The 17,418-nt window shown below is 53.9% G+C and carries 13 protein-coding genes; 4 read left to right on the forward strand and 9 right to left on the reverse strand.

The annotated features are described in order from the left end of the window. Positions 1-86: 86 nt before the first annotated feature. Positions 87-677, forward strand: coding sequence for a GTP cyclohydrolase II (ribA, locus tag ABLU78_RS06850; protein WP_015366227.1), 591 nt, complete (start codon positions 87-89; stop codon positions 675-677). A 46-nt stretch (positions 678-723) separates the two neighbouring features. Here ribA and acnA read toward each other — a convergent pair whose 3' ends face one another. The 4 genes from acnA to topA form a co-directional block, all read right to left on the reverse strand. Then, entirely contained in the window at positions 724-3,396 is a 2,673-nt protein-coding gene (gene acnA, locus ABLU78_RS06855; RefSeq protein ID WP_046883203.1) for an aconitate hydratase AcnA, read from the reverse strand. A 377-nt stretch (positions 3,397-3,773) separates the two neighbouring features. Beyond that, positions 3,774-3,932 carry a YmiA family putative membrane protein gene (locus ABLU78_RS06860; RefSeq protein ID WP_020078578.1) on the reverse strand — a complete coding sequence of 53 codons (159 nt, stop codon included), beginning with the start codon at positions 3,930-3,932 and terminating at the stop codon, positions 3,774-3,776. A gap of 244 nt (positions 3,933-4,176) precedes the next feature. Continuing rightward, positions 4,177-5,151: an HTH-type transcriptional regulator CysB gene (gene cysB / locus ABLU78_RS06865; protein WP_015705738.1), complete on the reverse strand. Its 975-nt coding sequence runs from the start codon at positions 5,149-5,151 to the stop codon at positions 4,177-4,179. 311 nt (positions 5,152-5,462) lie between these two features. After that, positions 5,463-8,060 carry a type I DNA topoisomerase gene (gene topA, locus ABLU78_RS06870; protein WP_015366223.1) on the reverse strand — a complete coding sequence of 866 codons (2,598 nt, stop codon included), beginning with the start codon at positions 8,058-8,060 and terminating at the stop codon, positions 5,463-5,465. A 410-nt stretch (positions 8,061-8,470) separates the two neighbouring features. Here topA and ABLU78_RS06875 point away from each other — a divergent pair, with 410 nt between their 5' ends. Further along, positions 8,471-8,722: a YciN family protein gene (locus ABLU78_RS06875; protein WP_015366222.1), complete on the forward strand. Its 252-nt coding sequence runs from the start codon at positions 8,471-8,473 to the stop codon at positions 8,720-8,722. Between the two features lie 81 nt (positions 8,723-8,803). Here ABLU78_RS06875 and sohB read toward each other — a convergent pair whose 3' ends face one another. Beyond that, positions 8,804-9,850, reverse strand: coding sequence for a protease SohB (sohB, locus tag ABLU78_RS06880; RefSeq protein ID WP_015366221.1), 1,047 nt, complete (start codon positions 9,848-9,850; stop codon positions 8,804-8,806). A gap of 251 nt (positions 9,851-10,101) precedes the next feature. Between sohB and ABLU78_RS06885 the strand changes: the two genes are divergently transcribed. Both ABLU78_RS06885 and cobO read left to right on the forward strand, forming a co-directional pair. Then, positions 10,102-10,863 carry a YciK family oxidoreductase gene (locus ABLU78_RS06885; protein WP_015366220.1) on the forward strand — a complete coding sequence of 254 codons (762 nt, stop codon included), beginning with the start codon at positions 10,102-10,104 and terminating at the stop codon, positions 10,861-10,863. Beyond that, positions 10,860-11,450, forward strand: coding sequence for a cob(I)yrinic acid a,c-diamide adenosyltransferase (cobO, locus tag ABLU78_RS06890; RefSeq protein WP_015366219.1), 591 nt, complete (start codon positions 10,860-10,862; stop codon positions 11,448-11,450). The genes ABLU78_RS06885 and cobO overlap by 4 nt, the downstream gene beginning before the upstream one ends. Here the strand turns inward: cobO and ABLU78_RS06895 are convergent. From ABLU78_RS06895 to rluB, 4 genes are all read right to left on the reverse strand, one after another. Then, entirely contained in the window at positions 11,422-12,396 is a 975-nt protein-coding gene (locus ABLU78_RS06895; RefSeq protein WP_015366218.1) for an AraC family transcriptional regulator, read from the reverse strand. The genes cobO and ABLU78_RS06895 overlap by 29 nt on opposite strands. A 25-nt stretch (positions 12,397-12,421) precedes the next feature. Beyond that, positions 12,422-14,770, reverse strand: a complete 2,349-nt coding sequence (locus ABLU78_RS06900; protein WP_048228870.1) for a glycoside hydrolase family 3 C-terminal domain-containing protein — start codon at positions 14,768-14,770, stop codon at positions 12,422-12,424. A gap of 18 nt (positions 14,771-14,788) precedes the next feature. Continuing rightward, the gene (locus ABLU78_RS06905; protein WP_015366216.1) at positions 14,789-16,150 is read right to left on the reverse strand and encodes an MFS transporter; all 1,362 of its coding nucleotides are present in this window, start codon (positions 16,148-16,150) and stop codon (positions 14,789-14,791) included. Between the two features lie 175 nt (positions 16,151-16,325). Continuing rightward, positions 16,326-17,228, reverse strand: a complete 903-nt coding sequence (rluB, locus tag ABLU78_RS06910) for a 23S rRNA pseudouridine(2605) synthase RluB (protein ID WP_015366215.1) — start codon at positions 17,226-17,228, stop codon at positions 16,326-16,328. Between the last annotated feature and the right edge of the window lie 190 nt (positions 17,229-17,418).

Raw genomic sequence — 17,418 nt, forward strand, 5'->3', positions numbered from 1 at the left:
GGTAATTAGGAGAACGTCGCGGCGTTGTGGCAAAATAGTAGTAAACAGAAAGCACATTCAGGTGCTGTCAGAATCTGGAGAATCACATGCAGCTTAAACGTGTGGCAGAAGCCAAACTGCCAACCCCCTGGGGCGATTTCCTGATGGTGGGCTTTGAAGAACTGGCAACCGGGCAGGATCATGTCGCGCTGGTGTATGGCGATATTTCGGGGCAAGCCCCGGTACTGGCTCGCGTACATTCAGAATGTCTGACGGGCGATGCCCTTTTTAGTCTGCGTTGTGATTGCGGTTTTCAGCTGGAAGCGGCGCTGTCGCACATCGCTGAAGAGGGGCGCGGGATCCTGCTCTATCACCGTCAGGAAGGCCGAAATATCGGTTTGCTAAATAAAATTCGCGCTTACGCGCTACAGGATCAAGGCTACGATACCGTCGAAGCCAACCACCAGCTCGGCTTTGCCGCCGATGAGCGCGACTTTACGCTATGCGCCGACATGTTCAAACTGCTCGGCGTAGAGCAGGTTCGCCTGTTGACCAACAACCCGAAGAAAGTCGAAATTCTGACCGAGGCGGGGATCAATATCGTCGAGCGCGTGCCGCTCATCGTCGGGCGTAACCCGAAAAACGAACACTATCTCGATACCAAAGCTGCCAAGATGGGGCATCTGCTGAATAAATAAATCAGCTCCAGAATGAATCAGGGCCAGCATTCGCTGGCCCTTTCTTTTACAGCATATTACGAATCACATAATGCAGAATGCCGTCGTTCTGATAGTAAGTCAGTTCTGTCGCAGTATCGATACGACAGCGACACTGAATGACCTCCTGCTGTCCATCGGCGCGGGTAATCGTGACTGGAACCGTTGCCGCAGGATGCAGCGCCTGCAGGTTACTGATATCGATCCGCTCTTCGCCGGTCAGCTGTAGCGTTTTACGCGTCACGCCCTGCGGGAACTCCAGCGGTAATATTCCCATGCCAATGAGGTTGGAGCGGTGAATACGCTCGAAGGACTCGGCAATGACCACCCGCACGCCCAACAGACGCGGCCCTTTTGCCGCCCAGTCGCGGCTGGAGCCTGAGCCATACTCTTTACCGGCGATCACCGCCAGAGGGGTACCTTCAGCTTTGTACAGCATAGCCGCATCGTAGATGGCGATAGGCTGCGTGTCCGGCAAATGACGCGTCATTCCCCCTTCCACGCCCGGCACCATTTCGTTGCGGATACGGATATTCGCAAAGGTGCCGCGCATCATGACTTCATGGTTACCGCGTCGCGACCCATAAGAGTTGAAATCACCGCGCGCCACGCCGTGCTCCTGCAAATAGCGTCCTGCCGGGCTATCTGCCTTGATGCTTCCTGCCGGAGAGATATGGTCGGTGGTCACTGAATCGCCTAACATCGCCAGGATCCGGGCGCCGTGAATATCTTCTACCGGTTTCGGCTCAACCTCCATCTCATCAAAGAACGGCGACAGGCGAATATAGGTAGAGTCATCCTGCCAGCGATAGGTATCGGAACGCTCAACCTGAATCGCTTTCCACTCCTCGGTGCCTTCGAAGACTTCGGCATACTCTTTACGGAACATGTCGGTGGAAACCTGCTGCACCGCGCGAGCAATCTCCTCGCCGCTCGGCCAGATATCCTTCAGGAACACCGGCTTACCGTCTTTACCGACGCCGAGCGGTTCACGGGTCAGGTCAATGTTCATATTGCCAGCCAGCGCATAAGCCACGACCAGCGGTGGCGACGCCAGCCAGTTGGTTTTCACCAGCGGATGGATACGACCTTCGAAGTTGCGGTTGCCGGAGAGCACTGCGCCGACGGTCAGGTCGCCTTTTTTGATTGCCTCTTCGATAGGTTCCGGCAGCGGCCCGGAGTTACCGATACAGGTTGTGCAACCGTACCCCACGAGGTTAAAGCCCAACTCATCAAGATAAGGCGTCAACCCGGCATGCGCCAGATAATCAGAAACCACTTTCGAACCCGGCGCCAGCGAGGCTTTCACCCACGGCTGCGGTTTCAGGCCACGCTCAACGGCGTTCTTCGCCAGCAGGCCGGCGGCCATCAGCACGCTCGGGTTGGAGGTATTGGTACATGAGGTGATTGCCGCAATCGCCACCGCGCCTTCCGGCAGCGAATAGCGTTGCCCATTGAGCGTATAATCAACCGGCTGGCGCGATTTTTGCCTTTGATTCACTTCCAGTTCGTTACTGGCGGCAAACGCTTTCGGCACATCGCCCAACGCGACGCGATCCTGCGGCCGTTTCGGCCCGGCGAGGCTGGCCTCAACCGTGCCCATATCCAGCGCCAGGGTGCTGGTAAAGACCGGCTCATCGCCCGTCTGCCGCCACATACCCTGCGCTTTGGCATAAGCTTCAACCAACGCCACCTGCTCTTCGCTGCGCCCGCTCAGGCGCATATAGCTGAGGGTCACAGCATCGATCGGGAAGAATCCGCAGGTCGCGCCATATTCCGGCGACATATTCGCAATGGTCGCCCGGTCGGCCAGCGGTAACGAGTCGAGACCATCGCCATAGAATTCGACGAACTTGCCTACCACACCGTGTTTGCGCAGCATCTGGGTCACTGTCAGCACCAGGTCGGTCGCGGTGATCCCTTCACGCAGTTTACCGGTCAGCTTGAAACCAACGACATCGGGAATGAGCATGGATACCGGCTGGCCAAGCATCGCGGCTTCCGCTTCAATCCCACCGACGCCCCACCCTAATACGCCAAGGCCGTTGATCATGGTAGTGTGCGAATCGGTACCCACCAGCGTATCCGGGTACGCCACCCATTCGCCATTCTGCAGTTCGCTCCAGACGGCACGGCCGAGATATTCAAGGTTCACCTGGTGGCAGATCCCGGTCCCCGGCGGCACAACGCTAAAGCGGCTAAAGGCCTGCTGTCCCCAGCGCAGGAAAGCATAACGCTCGTGGTTCCGCTCCATTTCAAGACGCACGTTGTCTTCAAAAGCGTTTTCATTACCAAAACGGTCCACCGTCACCGAGTGGTCAATCACCAGGTCAACCGGCGAGAGCGGATTCACTTTCGCCGTATCGCCGCCCAGACGTTTTACCGCTTCGCGCATGGCAGCTAAATCGACCACCGCCGGTACGCCGGTGAAATCCTGCATCAGCACGCGTGCCGGGCGATAAGCGATTTCGCGGTCAGCATGCGCTGTCGCCAGCCAGCCGGCCAGCGCTTGAATGTCCTGTTCGGTGACCGAATCGCCGTCCTGCCAGCGCAGGAGGTTTTCAAGCAGAACTTTGAGAGATTTGGGCAGTCGAGTGAGATCGCCCAGATGTTTAGCGGCCAGCGCCAGGCTGTAGTAATGGTAGGTTTTGTCTTTGACCTGTAGCGTATCCTTACTGGCTGCTCGTAGTGTTGACGACATAGCTCCTCCTTTATCACAGGGATGCATGCCCTGAACTCCTCAGGGTCTTTATTAAAGATAACACAAACCTGACATAACACTTTGATAACAACTCAAATTGCTAAAATTGACAAAACCGTACAATTCAGAAAATTTGATGATAGCGATATTACAACGAGGAGATATTTGATGAGGTTAAGTAAGTTCCAAACAGCTAAAGAAGTGTGATCGAAAAAGAGCTAATCACGGCTTGTCGTGATTAGCTCAGGATGGATTAACATTTAAAGCTGATAAGTCGGAAAATAATTTCTTCCACAGTGTTTCACAATTCCGGGTGCTAATTTTACCAACCTCCTTTTGTCACAAAAGTGAAATATAACTTTCTCTGATAAACTGCTTTAGCTAATAATCCAGATGAATAATGCAACGATGCACCAGAAAGCGCTAAGCCCCACCAGTAGTGAGCCCCAGACCTGACTGCGCAGCGTTGGATCGATTTCCGCTTTGTCACTTTGGTATGCCATCGCGAGTTTTGTATAATCGATATTGTTTATCATTTCATCACCACCAATTGCTAAAATCATCAGGTACAGATAAATCTTAATAAGATATATAAAATAGATCCAGCTAATTCAGGAACAGGTAAAAGGCTTTTAGCCGTTATTTTGATCGCAGCGGGTATAATGAAAAAGTAATGAAGTGAAATACGCAGAAATGTGATTACAACGAGGTTTATAAGTTCTGATAAGGTCCATAATAAAAAATGGCACTCCCCGGAGGAAATGCCATTTAGCAATACGATTATTTTTCCGGCAGTTTAATATCTTTGAACATCGCCTCTATATCCTCATTCGAACGTAGCGCCACGGCTGTGTCTACCACATCCCGCGTCAAATGTGGCGCAAAACGCTGAATAAAATCATACATATAACTTCTGAGGAAGGTGCTTCGGCGGAAGCCTATCTTGGTGGTGCTGTGGCTGAAAATACCATTGGCATCAAGTTTTACCAGGTCCGGATCGGACACCGGATCGACCGCCATGCTGGCAATGACCCCAACGCCAAGCCCTAAACGCACATAGGTTTTGATAACATCGGCATCAGTCGCGGTGAAGACGATACGCGGAGTGAGCCCGGCGCGATTAAACGCGGTATCCAGTTCGGAACGTCCGGTGAAGCCGAAGGTATAAGTCACCAGCGGGTACTGCGCCAGCTCTTCGATGGTCACCGAGCCTTTAGAAGCGAGCGGGTGATCCGGGGTCACCACAATTGAGCGGTTCCAGTGGTAACACGGCAGCATCACCAAATCGTCGTACAGATGCAGCGCTTCGGTAGCAATGGCAAAGTCGGCATTGCCCTTTGAAACCGCTTCTGCAATCTGCGTCGGCGACCCCTGATGCATATGCAAAGAGACCCGCGGATAACGCTCAATAAAGCCCTTAATCACCCCAGGCAGCGCGTAACGCGCCTGAGTATGGGTGGTGGCGACGTACAATGAGCCTTTATCCGGCCAGGTGTGCTCCCCTGCCACGGATTTAATGGCCTCAACTTTGGACAGCACTTCGCGCGCGATGCGGATAATTTCCTGCCCGGCTGGAGTGACCTGAGTTAAATGCTTACCGCTGCGGGCAAATATCTGAATCCCTAACTCATCTTCCAGCATCCGCACCTGCTTGCTGATGCCTGGCTGCGAAGTATACAAACCTTCGGCGGTAGAGGAGACATTCAGGTTATGGTTAACAACCTCAACGATGTAGCGGAGTTGCTGTAGTTTCATGGCTGATATCCGTAAACGCGTAAAATGAATCCGCTTAATACACATTACGTTCAGACTGCTGCCTGCTGGCGGCAAAATGCCAGACATTCCCTGTGGCGCGCCGAACCAGCGCCACAACGCGTCCTGAAACCGATGATGTATAAGACGATTTGATAATAAAAAAGTGATTCGCTATAACCACTATATCATTTATATCTACAGTGTATAGATGGTAACAAAAAATAATAAGTCGGTTATAAAGCGGGAGCGACGAGGCGGTGCGCGTGGATAACAGGAGAAAAAATGGGCCGCATTGCGGCCCATTCAGAAGGTTACTTTTTCGCTTCAGTCCATTTGCCGTCGATAAAGAAAGCGGACCAGCCGGTCGCTTTGCCCTCTTTCTCGGAGGAGACGTACTGTTGCTTGGTCTTACGACTAAAGCGTACCAGCGTTTTATTGCCTTCCGGATCCTGCTGCGGCGCATCGGCCAGATAACGCAGCTTTTCAGGCAGGCGATCGCGGAAGCGGTACAACTCTTCCACTAATGGCGCACGCGTTTCACGTGATTTCGGGAAGGTGTTTGCCGCCAGGAAAACGCCCGCCGCGCCATCGCGCAGGACGAAGTAAGCGTCGGACTTCTCGCATGGCAGTTCCGGTAAAGGCACCGGATCTTCCTTCGGCGGAGCCACTTCGCCATTACGCAGGATCTTACGCGTATTTTTACACTCGTCGTTGGTACAAGCCATGTACTTACCAAAACGCCCCATTTTCAGGTGCATTTCGGAGCCGCATTTCTCACACTCCACGATAGGGCCGTCATAGCCTTTGATACGGAACTCGCCCTCTTCAATCTCATAGCCATCGCAGGTCGGGTTGTTGCCGCAGACATGCAGTTTGCGCTTCGGATCGATAAGGTAACTGTCCATCGCGGTGCCGCATTTCTGACAGCGACGTTTAGCGCGCAGCGCGTTGGTTTCGGCATCATCGCCTTCCAGCACGTTGAGGACTTCGTTTTCCGGTACCAGGTTAATAGTGGTTTTGCAACGCTCTTTCGGCGACAGCGCGTAGCCAGAGCAGCCGAGGAATACCCCGGTACTGGCGGTACGAATGCCCATTTTACGCCCGCAGGTCGGGCAGTCGATGCTGGTCAGCACCATTGGGTTCGGCTGCATGCCGCCTTCTTCAGGATCCTTCTCAGCAGTCTGTAGCTGAGAAGTGAAATCGCCAAAGAAGTTATCCAGTACCTGTTTCCACTCGGCCTGATGATTAGCCACCTGATCGAGGCGATCTTCCATCTGGGCGGTAAAATCGTAGTTCATCAGATCGCGGAAGTTCTCTTCCAGACGGTCGGTGACGATTTCACCCATCTTTTCAGCGTAAAAACGACGGTTCTCGGCGCGTACATAGCCGCGGTCCTGGATGGTCGAAATGATCGACGCATAAGTGGACGGACGACCAATGCCGCGTTTTTCCAGCTCTTTCACCAGCGAGGCTTCGCTGAAACGCGCAGGCGGTTTGGTGAAGTGCTGCGCTGGGGTCAGTTCCACCAGGCTCAGGCTGTCGCCCTGATTGACCACCGGTAACGTACGGTCTTCATCGCCTTTACGCAGCGCGGGCATTACTTTCGTCCAGCCGTCAAAGCGCAGCGTACGACCGCGGGCTTTCAGTTTGAACTCGCCAGCCTGTACCGTCAGGGTGGTTGAGTCGTATTTTGCCGGTGTCATCTGACAGGCGACGAACTGACGCCAAATCAGTTGGTATAATTTCTGCGCATCGGCTTCCATGTCTTTCAGCGATTCCGCCATCACGTTCACGTCAGAAGGACGAATCGCTTCGTGCGCTTCCTGCGAATTTTCTTTGCTGGCGTACTGATTCGCGTTTTCAGGCAGGTATTTTTTGCCGAAGTTATCGCCGATATAGCCGCGAACCATGTTCAGCGCATCCTGACTCAGGTTGGTTGAGTCGGTACGCATGTAGGTAATATGGCCGGCTTCATACAAACGCTGGGCCATCATCATGGTTTTCTTCACGCCGAAGCCAAGACGGGTACTGGCGGCCTGTTGCAGCGTGGAGGTGATAAAGGGCGCGCCCGGCTTGCTGCTGGTCGGCTTATCTTCGCGCTCCAGCACGCTATAGCGCGCTTTTTCCAGCAGCGCGACGGCAGCCATGGTTTCGTCGCGGTTAACCGGACGGAACGGCTTGTCATTCTTGTGAGTCACCTGCAGCGGTAACGCGTCGCCGCCCGGCGTGGTAGTACTGGCGTCGATCTCCCAGAACTCTTCCGGTACGAAGGCTTTAATTTCGCGCTCGCGTTCAACGACCAGGCGGACTGCGACAGACTGCACGCGTCCTGCGGACAGACCGCGGGCAATTTTTTTCCACAGCAGTGGAGAAACCATATAGCCCACGACGCGGTCCATAAAGCGGCGCGCCTGCTGGGCATTAACACGATCGATATTCAGCTCGCCCGGCTTCTCAAAAGCCTGACGAATCGCGTTTTTGGTGATTTCATTAAACACCACGCGGCTGTACCGTTGCTCATCACCACCGATAACTTCCCGCAGGTGCCAGGCAATGGCTTCCCCTTCGCGGTCAAGGTCGGTTGCGAGATAGATGTGGTCGGCTTTTTCCGCCAACTGTTTGAGTTCTGAAACTACCTTTTCTTTACCCGGAAGTACTTCATAATGCGCATTCCAGTCGTGCCATGGGTCCACGCCCATGCGGTTGACCAGAGCGCCACGTTCATCCTTTTTAGGCTTTTTAGCCCCTTTGGTGGAGGTAGAGTCGGCGCTCTTTTTGGAAGCTGAGCCACTGGTCGGCAAATCGCGGATATGACCGACGCTGGATTTCACCACGTAGTCATTACCCAGATACTTATTGATCGTTTTGGCTTTTGCCGGGGACTCAACGATAACGAGAGCTTTACCCATATTCACCTTTACCTAATTTAATTCATCCAGGAATACATCGCACATTGATTCACCATCCACTAGCGACGTGCCTGATATGTTGCGGCCACGTCGATGGATATCAACCCTCTGCACGCCCAGTTTCACATCCATAAAACCAGATAGCTGAGTTTGCTGGCTTTTGCGAGCCAGGTTGCATAGCACGAAGAATTTTTGGCCGAATGTCAAGCAAATCTGTTGCCAGATCGCTGAAAGCGTCACACTGTACCTGATAAAATTCGTTACGCAACTTTATTAGCATGCAAAAGCTAACTCCGCCAGTAAAGTGATGTTTCTTAGCCAGTTGCAATTACCCCTGCACAATCAATGGAAAATTTGCCCGTTGCCCTCTCGCGGCGTAGACTACCGGCGAAGAACTACAGGAGTCCGTTATGCAAGGTACAACCCAACCCATCGAACGCCAGGCGTTACTTGAAATTGCCAACCAACTCATTCGCGATCATGAAGATACGTTAGCCGGAATTGAAGCCACCAACGTCGTTCAGCGTAACGGGGTTTTGGTGTTCAGCGGCGAGTTTTATCTTGATGAACAAGGTTTGCCGACAGCGAAGAGCACTGCCGTATTTAACATGTTCAAGTATCTCGCTCATGAGTTGTCAGATAAGTATCACCTGGTTGATTAATCGCCAGTCATTGATGGGCCGGCTCTCGGCTTAAGCCAGCCAGAAACAACAACGCGAGGTATCAGCCTCGCGTTGTTTTTATTACATTAACGGTTTTTGTCCACGCTGCCACCAGCGCAACAATAGACGGTCAGCGCTTTCCGCCGCACTCCCGGTAACGCGATCGAGCAATTTCTTACGCTGCTGATAACGCACGCTAATCACATCGTGATTATCCATCATGCTCAACAGGAGTTCATCGCTGGTTTGTACCGCATCCGCCAGCCCTTTTTCCAGCGCCTGCACGCCGTACCAGTGCTCGCCGGTCGCCACCTTTTCGATATCCAGCGACGGGCGCATCTGATGGACGAAATCTTTAAAAAGCTGATGGGTTTCATTGAGATCGTCGCGAAACTTCTGTCGACCTTCCTCGGTGTTCTCGCCCAACATGGTTAACGTGCGTTTATATTGCCCGGCGGTATGGAGTTCAATATCGATGTCTTTGTTTTTCAGGAAGCGATTGATGTTGGGGATCTGCGCCACTACGCCAATCGAGCCAAGGATAGCAAACGGTGCGCAGACGATTTTGTTCGCCACGCAGGCCATCATATAGCCGCCGCTGGCAGCGACCTTATCGACCGCGACCGTTAGCGGGATTTGTTTATCACGTAAGCGCTGCAGCTGCGAAGCCGCCAGGCCATAGCCGTGAACCACTCCGCCAGGGCTTTCCAGACGCACCACCACCTGGTCGCGCGCCTTCGCCGAAGCCAGCACCGCCGTAATTTCTTCGCGCAGGCCGCTTACCTCGTGAGCATCCATACTGCCTTTGAAATCCAGCACCCAGACACGCGCCTTGCCGCTGGGTTCCGCGGTACCCAATTTTGCCCGGGCTTTGGCCTCTTTGGCTTCCTGCTTATGTTTTTTCTTCTGCGCTTTATGCCAGAGTTTTTGCTGCGGGCCATCCAGTAGCGCCACCGCCAGCTCTTCTTTCATCTCCTTATATTGCTCGCTAAGATTCGTTACCCGCAGCTCGCCGCGCTGCTTCTTACGCTGAGTCAGATTAACGATAATGGCGGCGATAACCGCAATGGCGACGACGATAGTCGCAGCCTTGGCTAAAAATAAGCCGTACTGAGCAAGTAATTCCACGTTTTCACCTTGTGTAAAGCACTGACGTTGACGCACAGTGTACATCAGCCTTTATCATCAAGTCTCTGCGCTTTCCGTGCGCTGCGAGGCGCATTCCCGTTTTTTTTGTCGCAATGAAATCGTTGCAAGATATTAATTCTGCGAAGAGTTTCCCTTTGACTGATTGCAATCATCAATCGTTTGAGGCATAAAGCGCAAAAGTAAGATACCGAATAAGACATGGCCGTACGCAGGCCAGCAGAGGAGTCGCCGTGCACTATCAACCGCAATATCACCTACTTAAAGACCGTATCATTCTGGTCACCGGCGCCAGCGACGGCATTGGCCGTGAAGCCGCCCTCACCTATGCGCGCTACAGCGCAAGCGTGGTCCTGGTTGGTCGCAATGAAGAAAAACTGCGCGGCGTCGCGCAAGAAATTGAACAGGCTGGCGGTATTGCGGCACGCTGGTTCACCCTCGACCTGTTGACCTGCACGCCGCAGGAGTGCCAGCAGCTGGCGCAGAAAATCGCGATTCACTACCCGCGCCTTGACGGCGTGCTGCACAATGCCGGCCTGCTTGGCGACGTCTGTCCGATGGACCAGCAGGATCCTGAGGTATGGCAGCAGGTGATGCAGGTGAACGTTAATGGCACGTTTATGCTTACCCAGGCGCTTCTTCCTTTATTACTCAAGTCCGATTCCGGCTCGCTGGTGTTTACCTCTTCCAGCGTTGGCCGCCAGGGCCGCGCCAACTGGGGCGCCTACGCGGCCTCTAAATTCGCTACCGAAGGGATGATGCAGGTCCTGGCCGAAGAGTACCAAAGCCGTCATCTGCGGGTAAATTGTATTAATCCCGGCGGGACGCGTACCAAAATGCGCGCCAGCGCCTTCCCGACAGAAGATCCGCAAAAGCTGAAAACCCCCGCCGATATCATGCCGGTCTATTTATGGCTGATGGGCGACGATAGCCGGCGCAAAACCGGTATGACCTTCGATGCCCAGCCGGGGCGTAAACCAGGGATCTCCCAATGAGCGATCAACGCTACCGCGAGCGCCAGCAGCGGGTAAAAGACAAAGTCGATGCGCGGGTCGCCGCCGCCCAGCAAGAACGCGGGTTGATCATGGTATTTACCGGTAACGGCAAAGGCAAAACCACCGCCGCCTTCGGTACCGTCACCCGTGCGGTTGGACACGGTAAAAAAGCCGGCGTGGTGCAATTCATCAAAGGTACCTGGCCTAACGGTGAGCGTAATTTGCTGGAGCCGCACGGCGTCGAGTTCCAGGTGATGGCCACCGGCTTTACCTGGGATACGCAAAATCGCGACAGCGATACCGCCGCCTGCCTCGATGTCTGGCAGCACGGGCGCCGAATGCTCGCCGACGATAGCCTGGATCTGGTACTGCTGGATGAACTGACCTACATGGTGGCTTACGACTATCTGCCGCTGGAAGAGGTGCTGACGGCGCTGCGCAACCGCCCAGCGCATCAAACGGTGATGATTACCGGCCGCGGCTGCCACCGCGAGATTATCGAGATAGCTGACACCGTCAGCGAACTACGCCCGGTAAAGCACGCCTTTGACGCCGGGGTCAAAGCGCAGATGGGGATTGATTACTAACCGCCAGCCTCGCCAGCAGTTGGCCGTTTAATGGCAGGCATACGCAGTCCTCGCCGAGCGCCAGCTGTTGGTCGAGGACGTTTTGCCGCGAAACAAAGCGTTTGCGGTACTCGGTCGGCGTCAGTCCGCAGTATTTGTTAAAGGCGGCGATCAGGTATTTGTGCTCCTGAAAACCGCAGCTATGGCTGATTTCGGTGATCGGCGTACGCGTATCACGCAGTAGATTGCGAGCCTTATTCAGCCGCACCAGGGTCAGATACTCTTTAAAGTTGTAACGACTCACCCGCTTAAACAGCCGGGAAAACCACGAATAGCTCATGCCGCTGTGCTCTGCCACTTCGCTCAAGGTCAATGGCCGGTCGTAATGCAGATTAATATAATCAATGCCTTTTTTAATCATCGACTCTTCGCGTAGCGAGCTCTCCTCACGCTCCTGAGGCTCTCCTGCCGTCACCAATGCATCAAGCAGCAAATATATCGCCGCGATACGCTGGAATGGCGTACGGTTATCGACAAGCTGTTGCAGCAGCGCCGTTAACCGCTGGCGCACCTGCCAATCCACGCTCTGCGCAATACGCCCGGCGGTACACCACTCCAGCCGCGGAGAGGGATGCATTTCATCAAACAGACCTGGCGAAAACTGCACGGTGACCAGTTGGCTACCGGGCATCTCCGCGCTGAGTGAATGCACTTCCTCCGCGTTGATATACAACATATCGCCCGCGCGCAATTGCCACTCCCGCTGGCCGACGGCCAGCGTGAAACCGCCATGCAGGACGGTGATAAGCTCCGGCGCCGGGTGCCAGTGAGGTTCGCAGTAGCGCACCTCGGCGGCGAAGACGTTGAGTTTCTCAGCGTCGAAGGCGATCAGCTCGTAGCCGCTATTGGTCGCCGGCTGCCCGCTTTGTGTCACCTGACGGGGATGCGTCACTGAAAACGGGAACACGGAGTACCTCCTGAACTTTTGTTGATTAATGACCCGCCAGCACGGCATTGAGTTCGTCGCGATCGATATCCAGCGCCAGGAACTCAGTCAATGCAATCAGCAAACCACAGAACAGATCTGGCGCCAGGCGGATAAGCTTTTCACGTACCAGGTCAGGCGCTACCCCGCTCTTCGCCGATATCAGCGCCACCACGCGGGCAAAGGCTTCCGGCTGTTGAATAAGCTGCTGCAGAGAATTGTCGTCGCGCAGCGGTACGTAGCGCGCAGGGCAATCAATCTCAACGCTTGCCGTTAAGGGAAGATCGCGAGACGAGGCGCCCACGTAGATTTGCCACTGCCCAGGGGTCACCAGCCAATCCGCCAGCCCCGGATGATAGCAGGCTAAATCAGCGACGGGCAGCGCAAGCTCAACGCGACGCGTTTCCCCTGCCAGCAACGACACTTTGCTAAAGGCTTTCAGCGCGCGAACCTCGCGGATCAGCTCCCCCTTCGGGGCCGTAACATACAGCTGTACAATCTCCTTGCCCTCGCAATCGCCGGTATTCGTTAAATCAAAGGCGACATGCAGGGTTTCGCCTTCGGCAAGCCGCGATGCGGAAAGCGCAAGATTGGCATAGCTGAATTGGGTATAGCTCAGGCCAAAGCCAAACGGGAAACGCGGCGAAAGAAGGCGTTTATCGTAATAGCGATAGCCAACAAATAGGCCCTCGCCATAGTGATGACGCAGATTTTCCCCCGGATACTGCAGCCAGGCAGGCGTCTCTTCGAGGGTATTTGGCACCGTGACGGTTAGCTTACCGCAGGGGTTGCGCTTACCGAAGAGAATTTCAGCCACGGCGCGCCCCATCCCCTGTCCGGCGAAGAAGGTTTCCAGCAGCGCCCGGCATTCGCCAAGCCATGGCATCACCACCGCATCGCTGTTGGCCAACACCACAACCACGTTTGGCTGTACCCCGGCGACCTCACGGATCAGCTGTTCGTGCGCGGGAAGAATATTCAGATCCTGGCGATCGCCATTCTCGCCATCTTCACCGACCGCCGTGCTGACAAAAATCACTGCCACATCGGCGGCTCCGGCGACGTCACGCGCCTGCGCCAGCGCCTGCTCGTCGCTTTGATTGTCGTCTGGCGCGCCCGGCGCCCACGTGACCTTAAAGTCATCCCCGGCAAGATCGAAAATCTCATCCAGCGGACGGTCGAGTAAATAGGGAACCGTAGTGGCGCAACCCGAGCCCTGAATAACCGGCTCCTGAGCGGGTTTACCGATCACCGCGATGCGCGGCGTTTTGTGTGGCTTCAGCGGCAGCAGGTTGTCTTCATTTTTCAGTAATACGATGGATTCTGCCGCTAAACGCTGTGATAACGCATGATGTGCGGCAAAGTCAGCACGCGTGTGCGGCCGGCGATGTCGTTGCACTTTATCAACCAGTTCCAGCATCCGCAGACACGCCCGGTCGACCACCGGCATCGGTACCTCCCCGCAGGAGATTGCCGCCAGCAGGGTTTGTTTGTCCCGGCGGGTTTCCGGCATTGCCAGGTCATTGCCGGCAAGCAGCGATGCCGGGCGATCTTTAATACCGTACCAGTCGGACATCACCAGACCGTCATACCCCCATTCATCACGCAATACCTGGGTCAGTAAGAACGGATCCTGCGATGTTTGAACGCCATTAAGACGATTATAAGAAGACATCACCGTCCAGGGCTGGGATTTGGCGATCGCTCGTTGAAATCCGGCGAGATAGATTTCACGCAGCGCCCGCTCCTCAATAATCGAATCCATTTCGGTACGCCGATACTCGGAGTTATTGGCGGCAAAATGTTTAAGGCTGGCGCCGACGCCTTCGGCCTGTAAGCCGTTAATCAGCGCCGCGGCGATATCCCCACTAACGACCGGGTCCTCTGAATAGTATTCATAGCCGCGTCCAGCCAGCGGGGTGCGCCGAATGTTAATTCCCGGCCCCAATAGAATACCCACCCCCATCTGTTGGCATTCGCGACCCAGCGCTTCGCCCATCTCCCGTACCAGTTCAACATCCCAGCTACAGGCCAGACTGGAGCCATTCGGAAAACAGGTGGCCGGCAGCGAGGCGCTGAACAACGCTTCGCTGCCGCCCTTGGCGACAGGCTCGTCGGCGCTGGCCTGGTCGGCGGTTTGGGTAATCACCGAGATGAAGTCATCCATGCTCCACTTTTCATTGCCATCTATTTGCGCGCTGCTATAGCGCACGCCGTAGGTACCATCGGTCATCACGATATCGGGGATACCGTGCTGCGGCATCGATGCCGTGCGCCACAGGCCGCTGCCGGTCAGCAGCGCCACTTTTTCCTCTACCGACATGGCGGCGATAACGGTACTAAAATCGTTGTTCATCTCTCTGACTCCTTGAGGTTAAAGCGCGTTTTGCTTACGCAGGCTGATTTTCTGCACGATATCGCGATAGGTATTTTCATCTAACGCATAGCAGGCCACGAAGATGGCGCTGATGGCGAACATTGCGCCGGGGAAAAGCGTCATCAGAATATTGATGCCATTAATCGCATCGCTGGTCACATTACCCGCATCATAGTGATAAAGATCCAGCATCCAGCCCGCGCAGCCGCCGCCAATCGCCATCGCAATTTTGGTGATGAAGTTAAAGAAACCGTAGATGGCCCCCTCAGAGCGTACACCGTGATGCCATTCAGCATATTCGACGGTGTCGGCAATCATCGACCACATGGCGACAAAGCCCATGCCAAGCGTAATGCTGTAAAGACACACGCCGATCATTATCAGCCACAGGTTATTACCAGCGATGAAATATTGCATCAGTACCCCCAGCACGCCAATTAACAACGCCAGAAGCGCCATTTTCTTTTTCCCCATTAACGCAATCACTTTCTCAGAGATAATGGTTCCAATAATATAAGCACCAGACTGAATCATGAAGAAAGTAGCGGTAAACCCTTCGCTGCCGATAATGTATTTAATAAAGTAAATGGCGATCGCCATCCAGACTGTATAGGCGATATAGAAAAACACGGTAAATAATGAAAGATGAATCAGTGGTGCATTACCTAATACCGCACGGAACATTTCGCGAAGCGTCGGCGCATTCATTTTATCCTCTTCGCCAACGCGTTCTTTGGTCATGCCAAAACAGGCAAGAAACATAAAAGTCGCTAACAGCGCAAAGCAGGAAACGGCAAAGACATAGCCCATTTGTTTGTCGTTAAAGGGCGAAATCAGCCAGTCTGCCGTTGTGGAAACAATCAGATACCCGACAATAGCCAACACAAAGCGATATACCGACAGCGACGAACGCGAGGCCTCATGCTGCGTCAAACGGTTGGTCAATGCCGAATAAGGTGTGTTAACCGCCGTATAGGCCAGGCAATAGATGGTATAGGAGGCCAGCGCGAAATAAAATTTAGCTTCCCCACCAAATGGCACAAAACACAACACGGTTAAAAAGCCTAACGGTATCGCACCATATAATAGCCAGGGACGCAATTTGCCATATTTACTCTGCGTTTTATCAATTGCAAAGCCAATCAGGATATTAAAAATTGCGTCAATCACTCGGGCAATCACAAAGATCAGACTCGCCTGTACCGCGCTGATGCCATAAACATTAGTATAAAAAAATAGTAAGAATAACGAGACAAAACCGAACGATAAATTAGAGGCGAAATCGCCTAAGCCATAGCCTATCTTTTCTTTTACGCCGATGACCACATAGCTTGCCGATAACTTTGTTGTTGTACTCATTGCGGGCTACCTGTTTTGTAATCAGTGCCGACAGTATATGGCGACGCTAATAACATCACTTTGCGTTATTTGTCTGCGTAATTCCTGTTTCTTGTCTTTATGCGAAAGTGTGAAAAATGTCACAAGCGAGGGAAAAGAGGAGCATCCCGGCGGGAACCCGCCGGAATGTACAGCATTAGCCGTTAGTCTTGTTGCGGGTGCTGGAACGGCGGTTGCCGTTATTCCCCTGGCGAGGATTGCCGCTGGTCTGGCTATGACGCTTGACGGCGCGGCGGATTTGATTCGCTTTCATACGACGGCGATCTTTCTCCACCGCTACTTTGCTTTCGGTTTCCGCCGGCAGCTCCACCAGTTCACGAAGATAGTTGGTCTGTGCCAGATCCAGTTCAGTCCAGCCGCCGCGCGGCAGGCCTTTCGGCAGCAGAATATCGCCGTAGCGTACGCGGATAAGACGGCTAACCTGAACGCCGACGGCTTCCCACAGGCGACGCACTTCGCGGTTGCGCCCTTCGGTCAAGGTAACGTTATACCATTGGTTGATCCCTTCACCGCCAGTGAACTTAATCGTTTTAAACGCTGCAGGGCCATCTTCTAACTGTACGCCACGCGCCAGCTGGCGCAGTTTGTCTTCATCGACCTGGCCGAAAACGCGGACGGCGTATTCACGCTCAACTTCGCGGCTTGGGTGCATCAAACGGTTCGCCAGTTCACCATCGGTGGTAAACAGCAGCAGGCCGCAGGTGTTCACATCGAGGCGACCTACCGCAATCCAGCGCGCGCCGCGCAGTTTCGGCAGACGGTCGAAAACCGTTGGGCGCCCTTCCGGATCGTTACGGGTGCAGAGTTCGCCTTCTGGTTTGTAATAGGCCAATACCCGACAAATTTGCTCGGCAGATTCTTTTACCGAAATAAGATGACCGTCGATACGGATTTTCAAACCAGGTACGATTTCAACACGATCGCCGAGGGTTGCGATCTTACCATCCACGCTGACGCGTCCAGCTTCGATGATAGTTTCAATTTCGCGGCGGGAGCCATGGCCAGCACGAGCCAGCACTTTCTGTAATTTCTCGCTCATAGAGCTTCCTTTAGGTGTCGCCTTCCCAGGCGTCTGATATGCTTTGGCAACAACAGGCCATATAAAATCACCAACCTGTTGTTATATAAATACTTTACACATTTTAAGGCGCCATTCGTCAGCACTGTAAAACAGCGCGCGCGCCTGCGTGGGCGAACATACTACACTAACTTCAAAATGAATGCTTCAC

Origin of the sequence: Klebsiella sp. JN_Kp122, assembly GCF_040062085.1 — a bacterium.
GTDB lineage: Bacteria > Pseudomonadota > Gammaproteobacteria > Enterobacterales > Enterobacteriaceae > Klebsiella > Klebsiella aerogenes.

What these genes read in the sequence shown, in the direction of transcription:
- ribA (WP_015366227.1), top strand. Translation starts at nt 87, where the DNA reads ATGCAGCTTAAACGTGTGGCAGAAGCCAAACTGCCAACCCCCTGGGGC.
- acnA (WP_046883203.1), bottom strand. Translation starts at nt 3,396, where the DNA reads ATGTCGTCAACACTACGAGCAGCCAGTAAGGATACGCTACAGGTCAAA.
- ABLU78_RS06860 (WP_020078578.1), bottom strand. Translation starts at nt 3,932, where the DNA reads ATGATAAACAATATCGATTATACAAAACTCGCGATGGCATACCAAAGT.
- cysB (WP_015705738.1), bottom strand. Translation starts at nt 5,151, where the DNA reads ATGAAACTACAGCAACTCCGCTACATCGTTGAGGTTGTTAACCATAAC.
- topA (WP_015366223.1), bottom strand. Translation starts at nt 8,060, where the DNA reads ATGGGTAAAGCTCTCGTTATCGTTGAGTCCCCGGCAAAAGCCAAAACG.
- ABLU78_RS06875 (WP_015366222.1), top strand. Translation starts at nt 8,471, where the DNA reads ATGCAAGGTACAACCCAACCCATCGAACGCCAGGCGTTACTTGAAATT.
- cobO (WP_015366219.1), top strand. Translation starts at nt 10,860, where the DNA reads ATGAGCGATCAACGCTACCGCGAGCGCCAGCAGCGGGTAAAAGACAAA.
- ABLU78_RS06900 (WP_048228870.1), bottom strand. Translation starts at nt 14,770, where the DNA reads ATGAACAACGATTTTAGTACCGTTATCGCCGCCATGTCGGTAGAGGAA.
- ABLU78_RS06905 (WP_015366216.1), bottom strand. Translation starts at nt 16,150, where the DNA reads ATGAGTACAACAACAAAGTTATCGGCAAGCTATGTGGTCATCGGCGTA.
- rluB (WP_015366215.1), bottom strand. Translation starts at nt 17,228, where the DNA reads ATGAGCGAGAAATTACAGAAAGTGCTGGCTCGTGCTGGCCATGGCTCC.